At 40.9% G+C, this 23,055-nt stretch carries 21 protein-coding genes; 19 read left to right on the top strand and 2 right to left on the bottom strand.

Going from position 1 to position 23,055, the window contains the following annotated elements:
* The first annotated feature begins 1 nt into the window (after window position 1).
* The 4 genes from FB379_RS07810 to FB379_RS07795 are packed head-to-tail and all read left to right on the top strand — an operon-like array spanning window position 2 to window position 3,426.
* A complete protein-coding gene (locus tag FB379_RS07810; protein ID WP_063388462.1) occupies window positions 2-1,627 on the top strand; it encodes a nitrite/sulfite reductase in 1,626 nt (541 codons plus the stop codon).
* 13 nt (window positions 1,628-1,640) lie between these two features.
* Complete coding sequence (locus FB379_RS07805) at window positions 1,641-1,862, top strand: DUF3906 family protein (protein WP_063388461.1); 222 nt, start codon at window positions 1,641-1,643, stop codon at window positions 1,860-1,862.
* Between the two features lie 14 nt (window positions 1,863-1,876).
* Window positions 1,877-2,656, top strand: coding sequence for a uroporphyrinogen-III C-methyltransferase (gene cobA, locus FB379_RS07800; RefSeq protein WP_144597710.1), 780 nt, complete (start codon window positions 1,877-1,879; stop codon window positions 2,654-2,656).
* Window positions 2,653-3,426 carry a sirohydrochlorin chelatase gene (locus tag FB379_RS07795; RefSeq protein ID WP_094246077.1) on the top strand — a complete coding sequence of 258 codons (774 nt, stop codon included), beginning with the start codon at window positions 2,653-2,655 and terminating at the stop codon, window positions 3,424-3,426. The genes cobA and FB379_RS07795 overlap by 4 nt, the downstream gene beginning before the upstream one ends.
* Before the next feature lie 154 nt (window positions 3,427-3,580).
* On the opposite strand, the gene FB379_RS07790 is transcribed toward FB379_RS07795, so the two are convergent.
* Window positions 3,581-5,287, bottom strand: coding sequence for an Rqc2 family fibronectin-binding protein (locus FB379_RS07790; RefSeq protein WP_063388458.1), 1,707 nt, complete (start codon window positions 5,285-5,287; stop codon window positions 3,581-3,583).
* A 128-nt stretch (window positions 5,288-5,415) separates the two neighbouring features.
* On the opposite strand from FB379_RS07790, the gene FB379_RS07785 reads away from it, so the two are divergent.
* The 15 genes from FB379_RS07785 (at window position 5,416) to spoVM (ending at window position 21,875) form a co-directional block, all read left to right on the top strand.
* Complete coding sequence (locus FB379_RS07785) at window positions 5,416-8,088, top strand: calcium-translocating P-type ATPase, SERCA-type (RefSeq protein WP_144597732.1); 2,673 nt, start codon at window positions 5,416-5,418, stop codon at window positions 8,086-8,088.
* Window positions 8,089-8,182: 94 nt separating this feature from the next.
* Window positions 8,183-9,058, top strand: a complete 876-nt coding sequence (locus FB379_RS07780; protein WP_063388457.1) for a YicC/YloC family endoribonuclease — start codon at window positions 8,183-8,185, stop codon at window positions 9,056-9,058.
* 22 nt (window positions 9,059-9,080) lie between these two features.
* A complete protein-coding gene (remA, locus tag FB379_RS07775; RefSeq protein ID WP_063388456.1) occupies window positions 9,081-9,344 on the top strand; it encodes an extracellular matrix/biofilm regulator RemA in 264 nt (87 codons plus the stop codon).
* Window positions 9,345-9,356: 12 nt separating this feature from the next.
* A complete protein-coding gene (gene gmk, locus FB379_RS07770) occupies window positions 9,357-9,980 on the top strand; it encodes a guanylate kinase (RefSeq protein ID WP_063388455.1) in 624 nt (207 codons plus the stop codon).
* Window positions 9,980-10,180 carry a DNA-directed RNA polymerase subunit omega gene (gene rpoZ, locus FB379_RS07765; RefSeq protein ID WP_063388646.1) on the top strand — a complete coding sequence of 67 codons (201 nt, stop codon included), beginning with the start codon at window positions 9,980-9,982 and terminating at the stop codon, window positions 10,178-10,180. Before gmk ends, rpoZ begins: the two co-directional genes overlap by 1 nt.
* A gap of 73 nt (window positions 10,181-10,253) precedes the next feature.
* Entirely contained in the window at window positions 10,254-11,465 is a 1,212-nt protein-coding gene (gene coaBC, locus FB379_RS07760) for a bifunctional phosphopantothenoylcysteine decarboxylase/phosphopantothenate--cysteine ligase CoaBC (RefSeq protein ID WP_144597709.1), read from the top strand.
* A gap of 3 nt (window positions 11,466-11,468) precedes the next feature.
* Window positions 11,469-13,880 carry a primosomal protein N' gene (gene priA / locus FB379_RS07755; protein WP_144597708.1) on the top strand — a complete coding sequence of 804 codons (2,412 nt, stop codon included), beginning with the start codon at window positions 11,469-11,471 and terminating at the stop codon, window positions 13,878-13,880.
* A gap of 77 nt (window positions 13,881-13,957) precedes the next feature.
* Window positions 13,958-14,893, top strand: coding sequence for a methionyl-tRNA formyltransferase (gene fmt / locus FB379_RS07750; protein WP_063388452.1), 936 nt, complete (start codon window positions 13,958-13,960; stop codon window positions 14,891-14,893).
* Window positions 14,890-16,236, top strand: coding sequence for a 16S rRNA (cytosine(967)-C(5))-methyltransferase RsmB (gene rsmB / locus FB379_RS07745; RefSeq protein ID WP_144597707.1), 1,347 nt, complete (start codon window positions 14,890-14,892; stop codon window positions 16,234-16,236). Before fmt ends, rsmB begins: the two co-directional genes overlap by 4 nt.
* On the top strand, window positions 16,236-17,297 hold the full coding sequence (gene rlmN, locus FB379_RS07740) for a dual-specificity RNA methyltransferase RlmN (RefSeq protein WP_242009314.1): 1,062 nt from the start codon (window positions 16,236-16,238) through the stop codon (window positions 17,295-17,297). Before rsmB ends, rlmN begins: the two co-directional genes overlap by 1 nt.
* Before the next feature lie 4 nt (window positions 17,298-17,301).
* Window positions 17,302-18,060, top strand: a complete 759-nt coding sequence (locus FB379_RS07735; protein ID WP_063388449.1) for a Stp1/IreP family PP2C-type Ser/Thr phosphatase — start codon at window positions 17,302-17,304, stop codon at window positions 18,058-18,060.
* The gene (gene pknB / locus FB379_RS07730; protein WP_144597705.1) at window positions 18,054-20,021 is read left to right on the top strand and encodes a Stk1 family PASTA domain-containing Ser/Thr kinase; all 1,968 of its coding nucleotides are present in this window, start codon (window positions 18,054-18,056) and stop codon (window positions 20,019-20,021) included. The genes FB379_RS07735 and pknB overlap by 7 nt, the downstream gene beginning before the upstream one ends.
* An 18-nt stretch (window positions 20,022-20,039) precedes the next feature.
* Window positions 20,040-20,924, top strand: a complete 885-nt coding sequence (gene rsgA, locus FB379_RS07725; RefSeq protein WP_144597704.1) for a ribosome small subunit-dependent GTPase A — start codon at window positions 20,040-20,042, stop codon at window positions 20,922-20,924.
* Between the two features lie 2 nt (window positions 20,925-20,926).
* Window positions 20,927-21,574: a ribulose-phosphate 3-epimerase gene (rpe, locus tag FB379_RS07720; RefSeq protein WP_063388446.1), complete on the top strand. Its 648-nt coding sequence runs from the start codon at window positions 20,927-20,929 to the stop codon at window positions 21,572-21,574.
* 220 nt (window positions 21,575-21,794) lie between these two features.
* On the top strand, window positions 21,795-21,875 hold the full coding sequence (gene spoVM / locus FB379_RS07715; protein ID WP_063388445.1) for a stage V sporulation protein SpoVM: 81 nt from the start codon (window positions 21,795-21,797) through the stop codon (window positions 21,873-21,875).
* A 681-nt stretch (window positions 21,876-22,556) separates the two neighbouring features.
* On the opposite strand, the gene rpmB is transcribed toward spoVM, so the two are convergent.
* Window positions 22,557-22,745: a 50S ribosomal protein L28 gene (gene rpmB, locus FB379_RS07710; RefSeq protein WP_063388444.1), complete on the bottom strand. Its 189-nt coding sequence runs from the start codon at window positions 22,743-22,745 to the stop codon at window positions 22,557-22,559.
* Between the last annotated feature and the right edge of the window lie 310 nt (window positions 22,746-23,055).

Genomic DNA, 23,055 nt, shown 5'->3' with positions numbered 1-23,055 from the left:
AATGGCACATGAAAAAGTATGGGCAAACAATGAAAATTTAAATAAGTTTGAATTAAAAAAGCTTGAAAAAGACGGATTGGATATTTTGGAAGAAATCGACACCTTTGCGAAAAACGGCTTTGCTTCCATTCCGGAAGAAGATTGGGATTTGCTCAAATGGGCGGGGCTGTATCTTCAACGGCCTAAAAAAGACGGTTATTTTATGATGCGGATCAAAGTACCGACGGGAATATTAAACTATGAACAAGTCGTTGCACTCGCAGGGATCTGCAGAGATTTTGGCCGGGATCTATTTGATATTACAACTCGTCAAGCCATCCAATTCCATTGGCTGGAAATCGAGAACATTCCGGAAATATTTAGACGCTTGGATGAAGTCGGTTTAACAACGGTAGGCGCCTGTGGCGACATCGCCCGCAACGTGATTGGAAATCCTCTTGCGGGCATTGACCCGGAGGAGCTTTTGGACACAGAGCCGATTGTGCGAGAAATTCATCAATTTTTCCATAAAAATAGAGATTTTTCCAATTTGCCAAGAAAATATAAAATTTCGATTAGTGCAAGCTACTACAATTCCGGACATGCCGAAATCAATGATTTAGCTTTCATACCAGCTACAAAAGAGATTGACGGAAAGCTTGTGAAAGGCTTTCATGTAAAGGTCGGTGGCGGACTATCATCAAAACCGCATTTGGCCCAACCATTGAACATTTTCGTAACCCCGGATAAAGTGAAGGATGTTGCCATTGCGGTCACAACCATCTTCCGTGATTACGGCTATCGTGAGAAAAGACACCGCGCCCGTCTAAAATTTTTAGTTGCCGATTGGGGTGTAGAAAAATTCCAAGAAAAACTGCTTGAACTGACAGGTCCGCTTCCGGAGAGAGGAAACGATGAAACAAAAGGCTGGAATGCAGGATATTTTTACGGCGTTCATCCGCAAAAGCAAAAAGGCTTGAATTACATCGGCTTTAATGTTCCGCTCGGAAGACTTTATTCCGAGGAAGTGCTGGAGATCGCCAGAATTTCCAAAAAATACGGAAATGGACAAATCCGAACTTGCAATACACAAAATATTGTGATTCCAAACGTTCCGGATGATCAAGTTGAAGCTTTGCTGGCAGAAGAAATTTTTCAAAAGGGCAGAATTACCATCAAGCCGAAATCATTCATTGGTTATGCCGTTTCCTGCACTGGAACGGAATTTTGCAACCTTGCGCTTGTTGAAACGAAACAGCGGATGAAAACAATTGTCGAATATTTGGATCAAGAATTAGAATTGGATGTACCTGTTCGGATGCACATCACAGGCTGCCCGAATTCATGCGGTCAGCGGCAAATCGCGGACATCGGTCTGCAAGGCGTTTTGATGAGAACAAAAGATAAAAAAATGGTCGATGCCTACGAAATTCATGTTGGCGGAACGCTTCTTGACGGCGGCCGATTTAATGAAAAATTGAAAGGAAAAATTGAGGCAGAGAAGCTTCATTTAGTATTGAAAGATTTTCTGCAATATTTCAAAGAAACGAAGCTGGCCGGCGAAACCTTTTTAGAATATTATGATCGCGTCGGCATTGAACCTTTGCAGGCGAAGCTCGATGAGATTTTGGAACCTCTCGGAGCTTAAATGGGGTGTCAGCATGTATTTGTATCGCTTTCTTGTAAAAACGAAGGAGAAGGAAATTCCAGTAATCATCGCGGCCGAAAATGATTTGAAAGCATTCGAGCAAGTAGATGTTGAGCTTGAAAAATTTTATTTAAAGGTTCTTGATATTGAAGATGTTACGTTGTACGAAAAGAAAAAAATACGAAAAAGTGCAGGGTTTGTGATTGATGAAAGCGACGTGACGCTCTGTACGTAGTGGGGGAGATCAGCGTGGGAAAAGTGTATATTGTCGGAGCAGGCCCAGGAGATCCAGAATTAATCACAATAAAAGCGATGAAGGCGATTCAGAAGGCGGATGTGATTTTATATGACAGGCTTGTCAACAAAGAGCTCCTTGCTTATGCAAAAAAAGAAGCGGATCTCATTTATTGCGGCAAATTGCCAAATTACCATACGATGCGCCAAGAGACGATCAATAAGTTTTTAGTGAAGTATGCCCAGGCAGGCAAAATCGTAACGCGGTTAAAAGGAGGCGATCCCTATCTGTTTGGCAGAGGGGGGGAGGAAGCGGAAGTATTGGTGCAAAAACGAATTCCTTTTGAAGTAATCCCCGGGGTTACGGCTGCTTCCGCCGCTTCCGCCTATGCTGGCATCCCGCTAACGCATCGCAACATCAGCGCTTCGTGTGCATTTATTACCGGACATAGAGCAGGGGATTGGACAACTAAAGAGGAAACGATTCGTTTAATGAAAGCAGCGGACACCGTTGCCGTCTATATGGGTGTGAAAAATATTCCGGAAATTCAAGACATGATTATACGAAGCGGGAAGGATCAAAATACGCCTGTTGCCTTTATTGAATGGGCGACTACGGAAGAACAACGCACAGTAACGACAACCGTGAAGGAAATGGCGAAATCGGCAAAAGAAAATTGTATTTCCAATCCATGCATGATTATTATCGGCGAAGTCGTTCGTTTTCATGACCAGTTGAACTGGTTTGAGAAGCAGATGAGCAACATCGATTTTACAACAGGGGTTTCGTTATGAAAAAAGGGGTTCTGTATATCTTTCACGGCAGTCGGTTGCGGGATTCTAGAGAAGAGGCGATTCATTTTTTCAATGAAGTGAAGGCGAGCCTGCCATACGAGATTCAAGAAATCTCTTTCCTTGAGCTTGCAAAGCCTACCATTGAGGAAGGATTTGCATCCTGTTTCGCAAAAGGAGCTGCTCATATTGCGGTAATTCCAGTGCTGTTATTAGCTGCCGGCCATGCTAAACAAGATATACCAGCTATTCTTTCGACATTGCAGACAAATTATCCGGAAGCAATGATCTCCTATGGCATGCCTTTTGGCGTTGATGAATTGATGCTAGAGGCAGTGGAAGACAGAATTAAACGCGTTTTGAATAGACCGAAAAAGTCTAGAATGATTTTGATCGGTCGAGGAAGCCGGGATGTGGAAATGCAGCAAGATTTTTTAACGATTGGCCGCATGCTTGAAGAGCGATTGGAAGTACCGGTGACGTGCTGCTATTTAACCGCAGCTTCTCCTCTTTTTCAAGATGTTGTTCAATCCGTTCCAAAAATGCCGGAAGAAGAAATAATTTTTGTGCCTTATTTATTGTTTACAGGTCTATTGTTAAAAGGAGTTCAAAAGGAAATCGAGCAATTGCAAAGAGTAACAAATAAAAAGATTATGTTAACTGATCATATCGGAAACCATTCAGCTGTTAAAGAGCTGCTTCGCGTCAGAGTTGAAGAGGCGTTTGCAGCAAGAGCAGAGAATAAATATTTGAAAAAGGAAACCGTGTTATGAATGGTTTCCTTTTTCTCTGTACTGAAATGAGGCGTACATAATTTTTCAAGATTAGAGCTAGTGAAGGCGACATTCCAGATGATCAACGTTGTTAATGGAGTAAGAGTTTCATAAAAGAAGCTTATAAAAGCAGAAGGAGAAGCAGAAAAAACGTCTATTGTTTTTTCAACTTCAGCACGAGCTCTTCATCAGGCGTCACATAGACCGTTTGCTGATTTTCATATATGACAAACCCAGGCTTGGCGCCATTCGGTTTTTTTACATAGCGCACTTTTGTATAATCGACAGGTACGGAGCTTGATTGGCGCGCTTTGCTGAAATAAGCTGCCAGATTCGCTGCCTCTAAAATGGTCTGTTCAGACGGATCTTTTTTCCGGATGACAACATGGGAGCCCGGTATGTCCTTTGTATGAAGCCAAATATCGTCTCTAGCAGCAACCCGGTTCGTCAAGTATTCGTTTTGCTTGTTGTTTTTGCCGACTAATATTTCAGCTCCGTCGCTGGACAGATAAGCTTCTAAAACAGGTTTAGCATTTTTTTTCTTCTGGATGTTCGCTCTTTTTTTCAAATATCCCCCTTCAATCAATTCTTCTCGAATTTCCTCTAAGTCTTTAGGAGAAGCTGTTTCAAGCTGCTGGAGAAGCCGGTCAAAATATTCGATTTCTTGTTCTGCTTTTTCGATTTGCGATTTGACAACTAAAACGGAATTTTTGGCTTTTTGATATTTTTGGAAATAACTTTGGGCGTTTTCAGAAGGAGTTTTCAAAGGATCAAGCGGAATTTTGATCTTTTGTCCATCCTCGTCATAATAGTTGATAACTTCGACTTCTTTATCCCCTTTTTTCACTGCATGCATGTTCGCTGTCAATAGTTCGCCGTAAAGCTGTAGCGTATTTGCTTTTTCAGCCTCTTTGAGCGTGTGTTTTAGCTTTTGGATTTTCGTTTCATTCTTTTTTCGCTCGTTGATGATGAAGCGTTCTAAATCCTGTCCTTGCTGCTTCACTCGATCGCGTTCCGCTTTCGAGTAAAAATATCGGTCTAGCAATTCGCTTATGGTAGAAAATGTTTTCCTTTCTCCTTTTACATGCTCTAAAGGCAAAATATAAAAATATTCTTTATTTAAAGTTTTTGTCATTTGCGGAACAATGCTTCCGCTTTTTATTTGATTTAAAACGGACATAAGCGTTCTGGCAACCGATTCCTTATTGGCGATTCCAGAGCGGTAGACGATTTCTTTTGCCAACAGAGGCGAGATGCCAGCAAATTGGTCGACAATTTGTTTTTCAAATTTTCCTGAAAACAGATCAATTTTTTTCAAAACCGTTTCTTCTGAAGCATGAAAAGGATTCAATTTGCCTTGGTCTGGAGGAAAAACATATGCGTGTCCGGGCAAAACAGAGCGATGGCGATTGACTGCAGCTGATACATGTTTGATGCTGTCAATGATCATCTTCTTTTCTTGATCGACTAAGATGATGTTGCTATGTTTTCCCATGATCTCGACAAATAATTGTTTCCTGGTGATATCCCCTAATTCATTGCGGGATCTCATTTGCAGCATGACGATTCGATCAAGTCCGACCTGGCTGATTTCCTCAATGATGCTTCCTTCCAAATGCTTTCTTAAAACCATACAGAACATCGGCGGTTCTTGCGGATTATCATAGTTGGAGGCTGTAAGATGAATGCGCGCAAAATTGGGATGATTGGATATAAGCAGACGATAATTTTTACCTTTCTGACGAATTTGCAAGATAAGATCGTGCTTAGAAGGCTGATGAATTTTTGTGATTTTTCCACCTTCAAGCTCTTGTTTCAATTCTCTTTGAACACAATATGTAAAAATGCCGTCAAAAGACATATTTGCTCACCCTTTTTCCATGAAGTCCAAGAAAAAACTTACTAAATTATAACATGTTTTAGGACAAGGCTGAATATGTTGTTCTTAGAGCGTGTATCAAAAGGTGAAAAGGGGTGAAACAGAAATTCATGAAATGGCATGAATTGACAGAACAAGAAGCAATTCAATCATTGAATGTCGATATAAAAAAAGGATTATCAGAAAAAGAAGCAGAAAACCGCAGAAAAAAATTAGGATACAATGAGCTTGCAGAAGGAAAACGGCAATCAAATCTTTTGTTATTTTTCGGCCAGTTTAAAGATTTCATGGTTCTTGTTTTAATTGCGGCAACCGTCATTTCCGGCCTTTTAGGAGAGTATATTGATGCAGTTGCCATTATTGCGATTGTGATTTTGAACGGAGTTCTTGGATTTATTCAAGAGAAAAAGGCAGAGAAGTCTCTTGCTGCATTAAAAGAACTGTCAAGCCCGCAGACTACTGTATTGCGCAGCGGGAAGTGGGTGAAGATCCCTTCGAGAGAAATTGTCGTAGGGGACTGCATTAAATTTAAAAGCGGCGATCGAATCGGAGCTGATGTGCGTCTCATTCAGGTATCAAGCCTTGAAGTCGAGGAGTCGGCACTAACTGGCGAATCCGTCCCTGTTGGAAAACATACACGCCCATTAAAAGGGAATCAAGGATCCGTTGGCGATATGCAAAATATGGCCTTTATGGGCACGCTTGTAACAAGAGGAAGCGGAGTCGGCGTTGTCGTGGCTACAGGAATGAAAACGGCAATGGGGCAAATTGCAGATTTGCTGCAAACCCAGGAGCAGCAATTGACCCCGATGCAGAGAAAATTAGAAGAGCTGGGCAAAGTTTTAATTGTTGTAGCTCTTCTCTTGACGGTATTAGTAGCAGGAATCGGAGTCATGCAAGGACATGCTGTTTATGAAATGTTTTTGGCGGGGGTCTCGCTGGCAGTGGCGGCGATTCCTGAAGGCTTGCCGGCGATTGTTACGGTTGCATTGGCATTGGGCGTCCAGCGGATGATCAAGAAAAATTCAATTGTCCGAAAGCTTCCAGCTGTTGAAACGCTCGGATGTGCAACCGTCATTTGTTCAGATAAAACAGGAACAATGACTCAAAACCAAATGACTGTGACAGACATTTGGATAAGCAATAAATCATGGAAGGTAACAGGTGCGGGCTATCAGCCTGCTGGGGAGTTTTTTGAAAACGGAAAAAAAATTGATCCAGCTGCTCATAAACCGTTGAAGCAAATGTTAATGTTTGGAATGCTTGCTTCAACATCTGATATTATTGAAACAAATGGAGAATATTCCCTTGATGGCGACCCGACGGAAGGCGCGTTGATCGTGGCTGGCATGAAAGCGGGGCTGTCAAAATCAAAATTATTGAAGCAATTTCATATTATGCGAGAATTTCCTTTTGACTCCGACCGAAAAATGATGTCCGTCATTGTTCAAGACAAAGACGGAAAATGCTTTGCAGTCGCAAAAGGAGCTCCAGATGTTATATTAGAACGTTCGACACATGTTCTTTGGCACGATAGAAAAGAACGTTTAACGGAGCAGCGAAAAAATGACATTCAAAAGGCGATTTTTCATCAGGCAAACGAAGCATTAAGAACGATAGCAGTTGCATACAAACCGCTTCATACAGGATCTCTACCCCAAGCTGAAGCGGAATCTTCTCTTATTTTCATTGGCATACAAGGAATGATTGACCCGCCAAGACCAGAAGTGAAACAAGCGGTGAAGGAATGCGGTGAAGCAGGCATTAAAACTGTCATGATAACAGGCGATCATGTTATTACCGCACAAGCTATCGCAAAAGAACTAGAAATATTGCCGCCTAACGGTAAAGTAATGGACGGATCATCTTTGTCCAAGCTCACGATTGAAGAATTGGAAGAAGTAGTTGATGATATTTACGTATTTGCCAGAGTTTCTCCGGAGCATAAATTGAAAATTGTGAAAGCATTGCAAAACAAAGGACATATCGTTGCAATGACTGGAGACGGCGTAAATGATGCCCCGGCAATCAAAGCGGCAGACATAGGCATTTCGATGGGAATGAGCGGCACCGATGTGGCAAAAGAAGCTTCCTCTCTTATTCTCGTTGATGATAACTTTGCCACCATTAAAGCAGCGATTCAAGAAGGGCGCAATATTTATGACAATATCAGGAAATTTATTCGCTATTTATTAGCATCAAATGTAGGAGAGATACTAGTTATGTTATTTGCCATGATTTTAGCATTGCCACTGCCGCTTGTTCCGATTCAAATTTTGTGGGTGAATCTTGTAACAGATGGCCTGCCGGCTATGGCGCTTGGCCTTGATCCCGCAGAAGAAGATGTGTTAAAAAGAAAGCCTCGCGATCCGAAAGAAGGGATTTTTTCGAGAGGGCTTGGCTGGAAAATTTTATCTCGCGGTTTTTTAATCGGGCTGTCCACACTACTTGTCTTTTACTTCATTTATGAACGGAATACAGAACAGCTTGCCTACGCGCAAACAGCTGCTTTTGCAACACTTGTTTTGTCGCAATTGATTTTAGTGTTTGATTCAAGAACGGAAAGAACGATTTTTGACCGGAATCCTTTTAACAACATTTATTTGCTGCTGGCAGTCTTTTCATCCATAATCTTAATGCTTGTTGTCATTTATTATGAGCCGCTTCAACCGATTTTCCATACAACGCCTATCATGGCTCGAGATTGGCTGTTTATTTTCGTCATGTCCGCTCTGCCGACATTTTTGCTGGCAGGATCAATTTTAACAAGAAAAAAACGATAAGTTATGTTATAATTTTTTCAGGTGATAGATGCTATTCTATGACCTTTCTTTTTTTCTTTTGTTTTGAAGGCGACGAAAGAACGGATGTGGTACAATGGTATTAAGCATGACGGGATTTGGCCGCTCGGTAAAAACGGTGCAGCAGATGCAAATAACAGTTGAGATGAGATCGGTCAATCACCGGTTTTGTGAAATCAGCGTGCGGATGCCTAAAAATTTTTTTTCGCTTGAAGAAAAAATAAAGAAAGCCGTACAATCTTATATAAATCGAGGACGTGTGGAATTGTACATCACGGTCAGCGGAGAGGGTCTTTTTTCCAGAACCCTAAACGTTGACTGGTCCCTTGCCGCTCAATACATAGACGCTTTGAACGAAATGAAACGCCGTTTTCATATAGATGATTCCATTCGTTTCATGCACCTTTTGCATGATGAACATATTTTTGAAATTCAAGAGGTTGCGAATGAAAATGAAGAGCTTGAATGTATGATGTTAGAAGCTGTTCATGAAGCGGCCAATCAACTTCTGGAAATGCGGGCTGCAGAAGGAAGCAAGCTAAAAGAAGACTTGCTGAAGCATTTGGAAGCGTTAGAGCAAATCATAGAACATATTCAATCAAGAGCCAGTATTGTCGCAAGCAACTACAGAGATAAATTGCAAAAGCGTTTATCCGAGTTTATAACAGGGAATATTGATGAGAATAGAATATTGTTGGAAGTGGCAATTTTCGCTGACAAATCGGATATTACGGAAGAATTGACAAGATTAGAAAGCCATTTGAGCCAGTTTCGAAAAACGATCGAAAAAGATGAACCGATAGGGCGGAAGCTTGATTTTATCGTACAAGAGATGAGCCGGGAAGCCAATACGATCGGAGCTAAAGGGAATGATTCGGCCATTTCTGCTTTCGTTGTGGAATTGAAAACTGTTATTGAAAAATTAAAAGAGCAAGTTCAAAATATTGAATAAAGGCTTTTTAGGGGGAAAAATCATGGGAATTAAATTAATTAATATTGGCTTTGGCAACATCGTTTCAGCAAGCCGCATCATTTCCATTGTAAGCCCCGAATCGGCTCCGATAAAGCGGATGATTCAAGATGCAAGAGAACGAGGAATGCTTATTGATGCGACATATGGAAGAAGGACGAGAGCAGTTGTTATAATGGATTCTGACCATATTATATTGTCTGCCGTCCAACCGGAAACAGTTGCTCAAAGGCTTTCCAATAAAGATGAGCTGTCTGATGAAGGGTAGGGTAAATTTGAAATGCAATTAAAGAAAAAAGGTTTGTTAATTGTTTTGTCTGGACCGTCCGGAGTGGGAAAAGGCACTGTTCGCAAAGCGTTGTTTGCACAAAAAGACGTCAATTTTCAATATTCGATCTCAGTGACGACGAGAACCCCACGGGAGGGTGAGAAGGACGGTGTAGATTATTTTTTTAAAACACGCGAACAATTTGAACAGATGATTAAGGAAAACAAACTGCTTGAATGGGCAGAATATGTTGGGAATTATTACGGTACACCCGTTGAATATGTAGAGAAAACACTTGCAGAAGGAAAAGATGTTTTTCTAGAAATTGAAGTTCAAGGGGCTCTTCAAGTTAAAAAGGCATTTCCTGACGGGTTGTTTATATTTTTACTCCCGCCTAGCCTGGAAGAACTGAAAAATCGAATTGTCACGAGAGGAACAGAGTCAGCTGACTTGATCAATAATCGGATGAAAAAAGCAAAAGAAGAAATTGACATGATGGATTATTATGACTATGTTGTTGTAAATGATGAAGTGAATCTTGCCTGTGAAAAAATTAAAGCGATTGTGACTGCTGAACATTGCAGAAGGGAAAGAGTTGCACAAATGTACAAAAAATTTTTGGAGGTTGAGTCTTGATGCTTTATCCATCAATTGATTCCCTATTAAACCGTATCAATTCAAAATATACACTAGTAACTGTAGCAGCAAAAAGAGCGCGGCAAATGCAGCAAAACAATGACCAGCAATTGGAAAACACGGTATCTGTAAAATATGTCGGAAAAGCGCTGGAAGAAATTGATGCAGGGCTGCTTAATTATGAAAAGATTGAGAAATAATAGCTGCTGTCATAACAACCTACTTGATAGGTTGTTATTTTTTTAAAAAGCTGAGAAATAGGAGGAGAGCAAAGTGGCACGTCCGAGACGTATTTTATTGTGTGTAACGGGAGGAATAGCGGTTTTCAAGGCTGCAGCTTTGACGAGCAAGCTGACACAGGCGGGTTTTGATGTGAAAGTGATCATGACAGAATCTGCTACGAAATTCGTCACCCCTTTGACGTTTCAAGTACTATCGAGAAATGAAGTGTTTTTAGATACTTTTGATGAAAAAGATGCGAAAGTGATTGCACATATCGATTTAGCCGACTGGGCTGATTTAGTGCTCGTAGCTCCAGCAACTGCCAATATCATTGGGAAACTTGCCTCAGGGATTGCCGATGATATGGTGACAACGACACTGCTGGCGACAACTGCACCGGTTTGGATTGCTCCTGCAATGAATGTACATATGTATGACCATCCGGCTGTAAAACGCAACATTGAAACGCTTGATCGGGACGGCTATCAGTTTATTGAACCGCAAGAAGGACATCTTGCATGCGGTTACGTTGGCAAAGGCCGCCTAGAAGAGCCGGACAAAATCGTTGAACTCATTCAAAACCATTTTTCCGATCAAACGAAGGTACCTTCCGTCTTGAATCAGAAAACAATTATCATTACTGCGGGGCCGACAAGGGAAAAAATAGATCCTGTCCGGTTTTTCTCCAACCATTCAAGCGGAAAAATGGGCTATGCGATCGCCGAGCAGGCGAAGGAGCTTGGAGCGAGCGTAATTTTAATTTCCGGTCCGACTTCTCTTGCGCCGCCGGCCGGGGTGACATTTGTGCCAGTTGAAAGTGCTGAAGAGATGTATCATGAAGTGATGAACCATTTTGACAAAGCCGACATTGTGATTAAATCTGCCGCAGTTTCTGATTATCGGCCGAAACAAACATTTGATCAAAAAATGAAAAAAAAGGACGGCTCATTAGTCATTGAATTGGAACGTACGGAAGACATTTTAAAAAGACTCGGCGAGAAGAAAGGAACAAAATTGCTGGTAGGATTTGCGGCGGAAACGGAAAATGTTGAACAATATGCGCTGCATAAGCTGAATGAAAAGAACTTGGATTTAATTGTCGCCAACAATGTAAATGAACCAGGAGCAGGATTTCAAAAGGATACAAATATAGTGACGATTTTTCATAGAAACGGAGAAAAGAAGGCGTATCCGCTTATGTCTAAAAAAGAAGTGGCAAATGCAATTTTAAGAGAAATTGAAAAGCTTTTGAAAGGTGAATAGATAATGCGGTATGCAAGCGTTGTTGTGGATGTCCCGGCAAAAGGCACGGACAAGCTATTTGACTACGAAATTCCAAATAAATTCGCTGGCGTAATCCAGCCTGGCATGAGGGTCATCGTTCCTTTCGGCTCCCGCAAGCTTACTGGATTTGTCGTTCAGTTAAAAAATGAAACAGATATTGACAGTGTGAAACCGATCCATTCGCTTTTTGATCCGGAACCGGTTTTAAATCATGAACTGTTAGAGCTTGGCGCATGGCTTAGTGAAACGACTCTTTGCTATAAAATCACCGCTTTTCAGGCAATGCTTCCGGCTGCGATGAAAACGAGGTACATAAAAGAAATCAAGCCATCGAGCTCCGCTCAATTGGAGGATTTGCCTGAAGAGATCAGGACTGCTTTCGAAAAAGGAGGGCCGCTTTCATGGGAGGATTTACCTTCATCGCTTGTCGCCGTCGTTCAAAAGGAGATTCGGAATGGGAATTTGCAAATCGATTATCGTGTCGAACAAAAGCAAAAAAAACGGCTTGTGAAATATGTAAAGCCACTTTTGCCGGTTCGTGAGCTTGAAGAACAGCTTCAGCATTTGCCAGCTCGCGCCCATAAACAGAAAGAGGTTATTCAATTTTTTATTGATCATCCTAATCCGATTTTATTAACGGAGTTGACGAACAGCATACAAGGAGCTTCAATTGCCGTCAAAGCGTTAATTAAAAAAGGTATTTTGACAGAGGAGCAAGTAGAAATTTACAGAGATCCTTATGAGCATAAACAGTTTCCGAGAACGAAGCCTTTACCGTTAACTGACGAACAAAAACGTGCAATGGAGCCGATTTTAGACAAGCTGAATCGACACGAGCACGAAGTATTTTTAATGTATGGGGTCACGGGAAGCGGCAAAACGGAAATTTATTTGCAAGCGATCGAGAAGGTATTGAATGAAGGAAAAGAAGCGATCGTGCTAGTACCTGAAATATCGTTGACTCCTCAAATGGTTCAGCGGTTTAAAAGCAGATTTGGCAGCCAGGTTGCTGTTCTTCATAGCGGGTTGTCCAGCGGGGAAAAGTTCGATGAATGGCGGAAAATTTACCGGAAAGAAGCGAAGCTTGTCGTCGGGGCGAGATCAGCAATTTTTGCCCCGTTTCAAAATATCGGCATCATTATTATTGATGAAGAGCATGAAACTAGCTATAAACAGGAGGAAAGTCCTCGGTATCATGCAAGGGACGTTGCCATTTACAGAGGGAAATATCATCAATGTCCAGTCATTTTAGGAAGCGCCACTCCGACGCTTGAATCATTTGCGAGAGCACAAAAAGGCGTTTATACATTGTTAACTTTAAAAGAACGCGTCAACCGCCGTCCTCTGCCGGAAGTCCATATTGTCGACATGCGGGAGGAGCTGAGAAACGGCAACCGATCGATGTTTTCAAGAACGTTGTTTGAAAAGCTGACAGATCGCTTGAAGAAAGGAGAGCAATCTGTACTTTTATTAAACAAGCGCGGCTATTCTTCCTTCGTCATGTGCAGAAATTGCGGACATGTCATAGGATGTCCTCATTGCGATATTTCCCTTACTTATCATCGGCATGGGGAAAAGCTAAAATGCCACTATTGCCAATTCGAAACAGCCATGCCGTCTCGATGCCCAGAATGTGGAAGCGAGCATATTCGCTTTTTCGGAACAGGAACTCAGCGTATCGAGGAAGAGCTCAACAGGCTTATCCCGGAAGCGCGTGTCATACGGATGGATGTCGACACGACCAGCCGTAAAGGAATGCATGAAAAGCTTTTAAACGCATTCGGCGAAAAAAAAGCAGACATCCTGCTTGGAACACAAATGATTGCAAAAGGATTGGACTTCCCTGATGTCACATTGGTCGGAGTGCTTTCGGCTGACACGATGCTCCATCTTCCTGATTTCCGGTCTGGAGAAAAAACGTTTCAATTATTAACGCAAGTAAGCGGAAGAGCAGGCCGGCATGAGCTTCCGGGGGAAGTGGTGATTCAAACTTATACGCCTGAGCATTACTCCATTCAATTGGCAAGCTTGCATGATTTTGAAACATTTTATCGACAGGAAATGAAAATGAGAAAATCTTTTGCCTATCCGCCCTATTATTTTCTCATTCTCATTACCGTTTCCCATCCAAATGCGATAAAAGCAGCTGAAGTAACGGAGAAAATTGGACAATATTTAAAGCTTCATTTATCAAATGAGGCGCAGATCCTCGGTCCTGTCAGTTCGCCAATACCGAAGATGAAAGATAGATATCGATTTCAATGCATGATAAAATACAAACGGGAAAAAAACTTGTATAAAACACTGAAATTATTGTTCGAGCATTATGAAGAGGACATGTCGCAAACGGATTTAAAATTGATGATTGATCTAAATCCGTATACCATTCTATAAATTGGTTATGTAAATTGTTAGCATCATATCTAGTTTTTAGATGTCGATGAGTTGGAAACAATAGAAGGGAGATATGTATGGCGAAAATTATATTTATGGGCACGCCTGACTTTGCTGTACCAGTGCTAAATCGAATCGTAAAAGACGGTCATGACGTTTGTGCGGTTGTCACACAGCCAGACCGCCCGAAAGGAAGAAAAAAACAATTGACGCCTCCGCCTGTAAAAGTGGCTGCAGAACAACATAACATTCCAGTGTTTCAACCTGAAAAAATCCGTCACAAAGAAGAAATAGAAAAAATTTTGGCGTTAAAACCCGACTTAATTGTAACGGCTGCTTTTGGTCAAATTTTGCCAAAAGAGATTTTGGACGCACCGAAATATGGCTGTATAAATGTACATGCTTCTCTTTTGCCTGAGCTGCGAGGCGGAGCACCCATTCATTATGCCATCATGCAAGGCAAAAAGAAGACGGGAGTTACGATCATGTATATGGTGGAAAAACTGGATGCCGGAGATATTTTAACACAAGTCGAAGTTCCAATTGATGAAAGGGATACGGTTGCTACATTGCACGACAAATTGAGCGAAGCAGGCGCCAATCTTTTATCACAAACGATACCGAAAATTTTAGAAAACAGCATAACTCCAATTCCGCAAGATGAAACGAAAGCCACATTTGCCTGGAATATTCAAAGGGAACAGGAAAAAATCGATTGGACGAAAAGCGGTGAAGAGGTGTACAACCACATTCGCGGGTTAAATCCTTGGCCAGTTGCCTACACGGTTTTGAACGGAAAGACGATTAAAATTTGGTGGGGAGAAAAAGTGAAGAAAGAACACCAAGCAGAGCCTGGAACAATTGTTTCCGTCGACAAGGACGGTTTCGTTGTTGCAACAGGAAATGACGTTTCCATTAAAATTATTGAGCTTCAGCCGTCCGGAAAGAAAAAAATGAGCTGCGAGCAATTTTTAAGAGGAACGCAAATTGAAATAGGGATGACATTCGAATGAAAAAACGAAATGCAAGAGAACTAGCAATGGATTTACTAGTGGCCATCGAAGAAAAACAAGCATACAGCAACCTGCTGCTAAATACATGGATTGATAAATATAAATTGGAGCAAAAAGATGCTGCTTTATTGACAGAGCTTGTCTACGGAACCATCCAGCGGAAGCTGACTCTTGATTACTATTTATCGCATTTTCTAGAGAAAAAGAAAAAAATTAGCAATTGGGTGATCCAGCTTTTAAGAATATCGCTTTATCAAATGGTGTATTTAGATCGGATTCCTGACCGCGCGGTTCTTTATGAGGCAGTGGAAATCGCCAAAAAGAGAGGACATAAAGGGATTGCGGCTCTAGTAAACGGTGTTTTGCGAAATATACAACGAAAAGGCCTCCCTACCATTAAAGATATACAAGATCCGATTGAGCGTACAGCGGTAAAGACAAGCGCTCCGAAATGGCTTGTCGAACGGCTTGCGAGTCAATACGGGTTTGAGAATGCGGAAAATATATTATCCTCACAGCTTTTGCATGCTAAACAAACAGCTAGAGTGAACAAGCTGAAAACGACAGTTCCTCAGGCGATCGCTGCTTTGGAAAAAGAAGGAATAAAGGCGGTAAAGGGAAAGCTGGTTGATGAGGCCATCGAAGCTGTAAAAGGAAATTTAGCGAATACGAGCCTCTATCAAAAAGGTTGGTTCACCATTCAAGATGAAAGCTCGATGCTCGTCTCGCTAGCTTTACATGTAAAAGAAGGAGAGCAAATTTTGGATGCATGTGCAGCACCGGGAGGGAAGTCAACTCATATTGCAGAGCTTTTGAATAATACGGGTAAAGTCGTCTCCCTAGATTTGCACGAGCATAAAATCCAGCTCATCGAAAAACAAGCATCAAGGCTTGGGCTCTTGAATGTAAACGCAAAAGTGCTGGACAGCCGCAACGCCTCGGAGCATTTTCCGCCAAACAGCTTCGACAAAATTTTAGTGGATGCACCGTGCAGCGGATTCGGTGTCATAAGAAAAAAACCGGAAATAAAATATACGAAAACAGAAGAAGATATTCTTTCTTTAACATCAGTGCAAAAAAAGATATTAGCTTCCGTAGCTGATTTGGTGAAGCCTGGAGGTTTGCTTGTTTATAGCACTTGCACAATAGATAAACAAGAAAATGAGGAGATGATAAAATATTTTTTAAAGGAGCATGATGACTTTCAATTAGATGAGACGTTAAAAGATCGAATGCCGGAAAAAGTTCGACAATACGTCGAAAACGGCTTTGTGCAAATTTTGCCGCAATATTTCAATACCGACGGATTTTTTATCGCGGCTTTGAGAAGGAAGGTACAATGATGGACAAGATGCAAGTAAAACCATCTATTTATTCGTTAAAATATTCCGATTTAAAAGAATGGCTTGAACAACAAGGAGAAAAAGGCTTTCGAGCAGCACAAATTTTTGATTGGCTGTATAAAAAACGCGCTGCCTCTTTCGATGAAATGACCAATTTGCCAAAGTCATTGAAGGAAGCATTGGCGGAGCATTTCGATTTGACAACATTGAAAACAATTGTTAAGCAAACGTCAAAAGACGGCACGATGAAATTTTTGTTTGAGCTCCATGACGGCTATTCCATTGAAACGGTGTTAATGAGGCATAATTACGGAAACTCAGTATGTGTGACAACACAAGTTGGCTGCCGAATCGGGTGCACCTTTTGCGCTTCCACATTAGGTGGATTAAAACGAAATTTATCTGCGGGGGAAATTGTAGCTCAAGTCATAAAAGTGCAGCAAATTTTAGATGAAATCGGCGAACGAGTCAGCCATGTCGTCATAATGGGGATTGGAGAGCCTTTTGACAACTATGAAGAAATGATGTCATTTTTAAAAATCATCAACGACGAAAAAGGATTGAACATTGGCGCCCGCCACATTACTGTTTCAACGAGCGGAATTATCCCTAAAATTTATCAATTTGCTGATGAAAATTTACAAATCAATTTAGCTATTTCCCTCCATGCACCGAATACAGAACTGCGCACAAAGCTAATGCCGATCAATAAAGCTTTTAAGCTTCCTGATTTAATGAAGGCAGTCAAATATTATATTGACAAAACAGGGAGGCGAATTTCATTTGAATACGGACTGTTTGGAGGCGTAAATGATCAAGTGGAGCACGCACTCGAGCTTGCTGAGCTAATAAAAGATTTAAAATGCCACGTGAATTTAATTCCAGTCAACTATGTTCCGGAGAGGAATTATGTTCGCACGAGCAAAAATCAAATTTTTCGATTTGAACGGACATTAAAGGAACAAGGGATTAATGTCACGATCCGAAGAGAACATGGACACGATATTGATGCAGCTTGCGGACAGTTAAGGGCAAAAGAGCGAAAAATAGAGACGAGGTGAATAAATGAAAACCGCTGTTTTTACTGACAAAGGGAAGGTCAGAACCCATAATGAAGACGCCGCAAGTGCCATTCTTAACCGACACGGGCAAATTTTAGCTGTCGTGGCTGACGGAATGGGTGGCCACCTCGCAGGCGATGTCGCAAGCAGAATGACGATCGAGCATTTTGAAAAAAGCTGGAACGAAGCGGAAAAAATGGAACATCCCGAGCAGGCGGAGCGCTGGATAAACGATCATATTGCCGAAGTCAACGAAGAACTTTTGACATATGCGAATGAACATAAGGAATGTAAAGGAATGGGCACGACGTTTGTCGGCGCCATCTGTACTGAAAGCTTTGCTACAATCGCCCACATTGGCGACAGCCGATGCTATTTGTTAAATAAAGCCGGTTTTGCTCAAATTACCGATGATCATTCATTAGTGAACGAGCTTGTGAAATCGGGACAAATTTCAAAAGAGGATGCGAAAGAGCATCCGCGAAAAAACATTTTATTGAAGGCTCTCGGCACAGAACAATCTGTCGATGCAGATATTAAAACAGTCGGCCTAGAAGTAAACGATTATTTGCTTCTTTGTTCTGACGGTTTATCGAATAAAGTGCAGGAACATGAAATGGAATCAATTTTATCATCCGACCAATCACTGGAAGAAAAAGCGAAGGAATTAATACGGCTAGCAAATGAAAACGGCGGCGATGACAATATTTCTGTCATTATTTATAAACATGTCATCGGCCACGAGAGTGATGGAACATGCTGATCGGCAAGCGGATTAGCGGCCGTTATAAAATTTTGAAAGTGATTGGCGGAGGAGGAATGGCAAACGTTTATTTAGCAAGAGACATTATTTTAGAACGCGACGTTGCCATTAAAATTTTACGATTAGATTTTTCAGATGATGATGAGTTTATACGAAGATTTAGGAGAGAGGCACAATCGGCAACAAGCCTTGCCCATCCGAATATCGTCAGCATTTACGATGTCGGCGAAGAAGATAACATTTACTACATCGTGATGGAGTATGTGGAAGGCAAGACGTTAAAGCAGTACATCCAGCAAAATGCACCTTTGCATCCTAGAGAAGCATTAAATTTAATGGAGCAAATCGTATCAGCCATTGCTCACGCACACGAAAATCAAATTGTCCATAGAGATATAAAGCCGCACAATATACTTATTGACAACCTCGGGAACATTAAAGTGACCGATTTTGGGATTGCTATGGCTCTGACATCAACAACCATTACCCACACTAATTCCGTGCTGGGCTCTGTACATTATTTGTCGCCTGAACAAGCGAGAGGTCAGATTGCAACAAAAAAATCTGACATTTATTCGCTCGGCATCGTCCTGTATGAAATGCTGACAGGCAGGCTCCCTTTTGACGGGGAATCGGCCGTATCAATCGCTTTAAAGCATTTGCAATCAGAAGCTCCGTCTCCAAAGAGATGGAACCCTGAGATCCCCCAAAGCGTCGAAAATATTATTTTAAAGGCGATGGCGAAAGACCCTCTTCACCGTTATTCCTCTGCGGAAGAAATGGGAGAAGATATTCGCACTGCCTTTAATACAGACAGATTAGATGAAAAGAAATTTGAAATACCTGATAACGACGAAAAAACGATCACCCATCCGATTATTTTACATGATATACCTGAAACTGGGGAACAAACAATCATTCATCATGCAAAGGATCGAAAGTCGACGGGAGCAGAAAAGGAACAAAAGCATGAAAATATTGTAAGCCCTAAGAAAAAAAGAAAATGGCTGAAAATGTTATGGATGGCGACAGCTGTAGTCATCATAGCCATCATTTTAGCACTTCTCGTTCTTCCTAAACTAATCCTTCCAAAAGATGTAGAAGTGCCTGATGTGAGAGGGAAAACATATGAGGAAGCTGTCAACCAATTGCTGAAGGAAGGATTTGATGTCAAAGACACGATTTTGTTGGAAAACGATGAAATTGAAGAAGGATATGTCATAAGGACAGAACCAGAAGCAGGAGAAATGGTAGAAGAAGGTTCTTCTATTATCATTTATGAAAGTGCAGGCAAGAAAAAGGTGACGCTTGATAATTATATCGGGAAGGATATCGAAAGAGTAAGACAGCTCCTTGAAGTAAAAGGATTTTCCAACATTACAGTATTGGAAGAATATAGCGGAGAAGAGGAAGGAACTGTCATTGACCAATCTCCGAGTGAGGGAGCAGAGCTCATTCCTGATGAAGATGAAATTACATTAACCGTGAGCAAAGGACTGAGAAAAATCACGCTTGCAGATTTAACGGGATACACAGAAGAAGCTGTTAAGGACTATGTGGAAAAAGAAGGTTTATCTTTTTCAAAGAAAGAAGAACATTCCGATGAAGTTCCTGCCGGTCAAGTGATTTCCCAATCACCGAGTGCAGGAAAAAAAGTGCTTCCAGGTGAAAAAATAGAAGTGGTTATTTCCTTAGGTCCGGAAGAAAAGCCGGACAAAAAAGTCGTCCGTGAAGTAGAGATCCCGTTTGATCCCGAAATTCACGGCGAAGAAGCGGAAGTGGGTATTTATATCAATGATGCTGAGCATTCTATCGGTGAACCTTATGAAACATTTAAAATATCAAAGCCTACCAAAAAGAAAATTGAGTTGACGATTCAACCTGGTCAATCCGCTTATTATCAAGTTTTGCTGAATAATGAAGTGGTGAAAACTGAAACAGTTCCTTATCCTGAAAATTAATGAAAAAGGAGGTCATGTATGCCAAAAGGCAAAATTGTTAAAGCGTTAAGCGGATTTTATTACGTATTAGCTGAAAATAAGCTTTATCAATGCAGGGGAAGAGGGGTGTTTCGAAAAAATAAAATTTCCCCTCTAGTAGGAGATGAAGTTATTTTTCAGGCGGAAAATGAAAAAGAAGGCTATATTCTAGAAATTTTGCAAAGAAAGAATGAATTGATCCGTCCGCCCATTTCAAACATTGATCAAGGGATCTTAGTTTTTTCCGCTGTAAGTCCAGATTTTAGCGCCAAGCTGCTGGATCGCTTTTTGGTGTTAATGGAAGCCAAAAATATTCGCCCGATCATTTGTATTACAAAAATGGACTTAATTGCAGATCATGTAATAGATGAAAAAATTCGTCAGTTTGCCAAAGATTATGAAAAAATTGGCTATCCTGTCTTTTTGATGACTACAAAAGAGCCTGAAACAGTTAAACAGGTCATTCCTTATTTAAAAGACAGCATTTCAGTGATTGCCGGGCAATCTGGAGTTGGCAAATCCTCCATGTTGAACTGCCTGGATCACCGTTTGCAATTGAAGACAGGAGAAATTTCCGATCATTTGGGGAGAGGAAAGCATACAACGAGACATGTAGAGCTCATTTCATTGGGAGGGGGACTAATCGCCGATACGCCCGGATTTAGTTCGCTGGAGTTTACGGGTATAGAAGCTGCTGACTTGCCGAATTGCTTTCCAGAGATAAAAGAATTTAGCATTCAATGTAAATTTCGAGGCTGTCTCCATCAGAAGGAGCCAAAATGCGCCGTTAAAGAAGCGGTTGAAAATGGCGATATTTCCACCTACAGGTACGAACATTATCTTCAGTTTTTAGAAGAGATAAAAGAAAGAAAGCCGAGGTATTGAACATGGTTAAAATTGCACCTTCGATTTTATCCGCGGATTTTTCTAGGTTGGCAGAAGAAATTATTGATGTGGAAAAAGGAGGAGCGGATTACATTCATGTTGACGTGATGGACGGCCACTTTGTGCCGAATATTACGATTGGTCCGCTCATTGTGCAAGCGATCCGCCCAGTGACCAAGCTGCCGCTTGATGTTCATTTAATGATTGAACAGCCTGATCGTTATATTCCTGCTTTTGTTGAAGCAGGAGCCGACTTGTTGTCCGTTCATGCGGAAGCCTGCCCGCATCTTCATCGAACGATCCATTTAATCAAATCGAATGGAGTGAAAGCAGGTGTTGTTTTAAATCCACATACTCCTGTATCGATGATCGAGCATGTAATAGAAGATGTTGATCTCGTGCTTTTGATGACGGTTAACCCTGGATTTGGCGGACAAGCGTTTATTCCATCAGTCATCAAAAAAATTCAGCAAGTTTCCAGCATCTTGAAAGAAAGAAATTTGCAAGTTGAGATCGAAGTGGACGGCGGCATCAATGCTGAAACAGCCAAATTGTGTGTGGAAGCTGGAGCAAATGTGCTTGTGGCAGGATCAGCCATTTATAATGAAAAAGATCGCAAGCAAGCGATCAAATCTATAAGAGGAATGTGAAAGAACCGTTTATATGCGGTTCTTTTCACATTTAAAGGAAAAAATTTTTCATTTTTACGTCGATTCTTCAATAGATGTCAAGTACTTTTTTATTTTTTTCATGCATAAAGATATTGTAAGAAAAGTTGATGAAGACGTTCTAATTAGTATCTAAAATACGGATGATGAATATGCTACTTATAGACGTTTTTTAGATTTCTCATGGGGAGGGTAAATATAAATGAGATTTTATACAATTAAGCTTCCGAGGTTTTTAGGAGGAATTATACGGGCAATGCTCGGTTCATTTAAGAAAGATTAAAGAAGCACCTATCAAGGTGCTTTCTGCTTGTAGACAAAGCCAAATGGTGTGAACTCTACAAGCTTTTTTTATACCAAATTATATTGTGGGGATTTACCATTCTGTTAGAATGTTCGGCTTCAACTGGAAAAAATAATAGAGGACACCGATTAAGTGCATGTTGCCTTCGTTTTTAGCAAACTTTCAACAAATACAGTAAATGGCAGGGGTTTTTGTCTTCAATACTAAAAAGCTGCCTCATTTTTCTTCCATTTTTTTTTGTGTAAAAAAGAATTTTTTTAATTTAAAGTAGACTTTATGCGGTTGATTTTGTGTATGCCAAAAGGAACACGGATCGGGCTGAAGAAAGGCAAGGCAAACTGTTTGAGAAAGTGGAATGTATTCCGATCGTTAATATGTAGTAAATAACCTATGTAGTTTTTTTAGCAGTTTGAAAAAATTTCATATTAACGTGGATTTTAAAGTTGCAGAATTCGCCTAAAAAGAAGAATGTGCTTGAAGAAATGTGACATTGGGAGTGCTTCAAAAGGTGAATAAAGAGTATTGAAACAAAACGGTCAGAAGTTTGTTAAAGCGCCGATTTTTTAAACGCTTATTTTCGAAATACTTTTGATCAGAAGATATCGGGATTCGCCGATTTCTTCTGATCATAATCCAACCTCTTGTCGTCTAACTTTTGTTTTATACACGCTCAACTTTTCCAGATTTAAGAGCACGTGCAGAAACGTATACACGTTTTGGCTTTCCATTCACAAGAATTCGCACTTTTTGAAGGTTCGCTCCCCATTTGCGTCTTGAAGCGTTCATAGCGTGAGAGCGTGTATTGCCAAAGCTTGTTTTTTTGCCAGTAATCACGCATTTACGAGCCATTTCTATACCTCCTAACTTGCAAGGAAATTGCTATTTTGACAATGTTTCAAGATACTATAATAATGTAACATACACCCTTGATCATTGCAATATAAATTCACCTCACTTTCAAGAATTTACGCTTGACATCATCATGTATTAATGCTCTTATTATGTAGGGAGCCATGACATTTCTTTAAATCCAAATCATCATATAGTAAAATGTTTGTAATGAACTGTAGTTGAGCAATTTTCATTACAATAATTACCATGTAAAAAGAGACAAACGGAGTACCCCTTATGCCACATGAAGCTGTTTTTTAACGACATC

Origin of the sequence: Aeribacillus composti (assembly GCF_007827555.1) — a bacterium.
GTDB classification, from domain to species: domain Bacteria; phylum Bacillota; class Bacilli; order Bacillales; family Aeribacillaceae; genus Aeribacillus; species Aeribacillus composti.
Note: the sequence above shows the minus strand (reverse complement) of the source record. Positions and strands in the feature narration are given on the sequence as shown.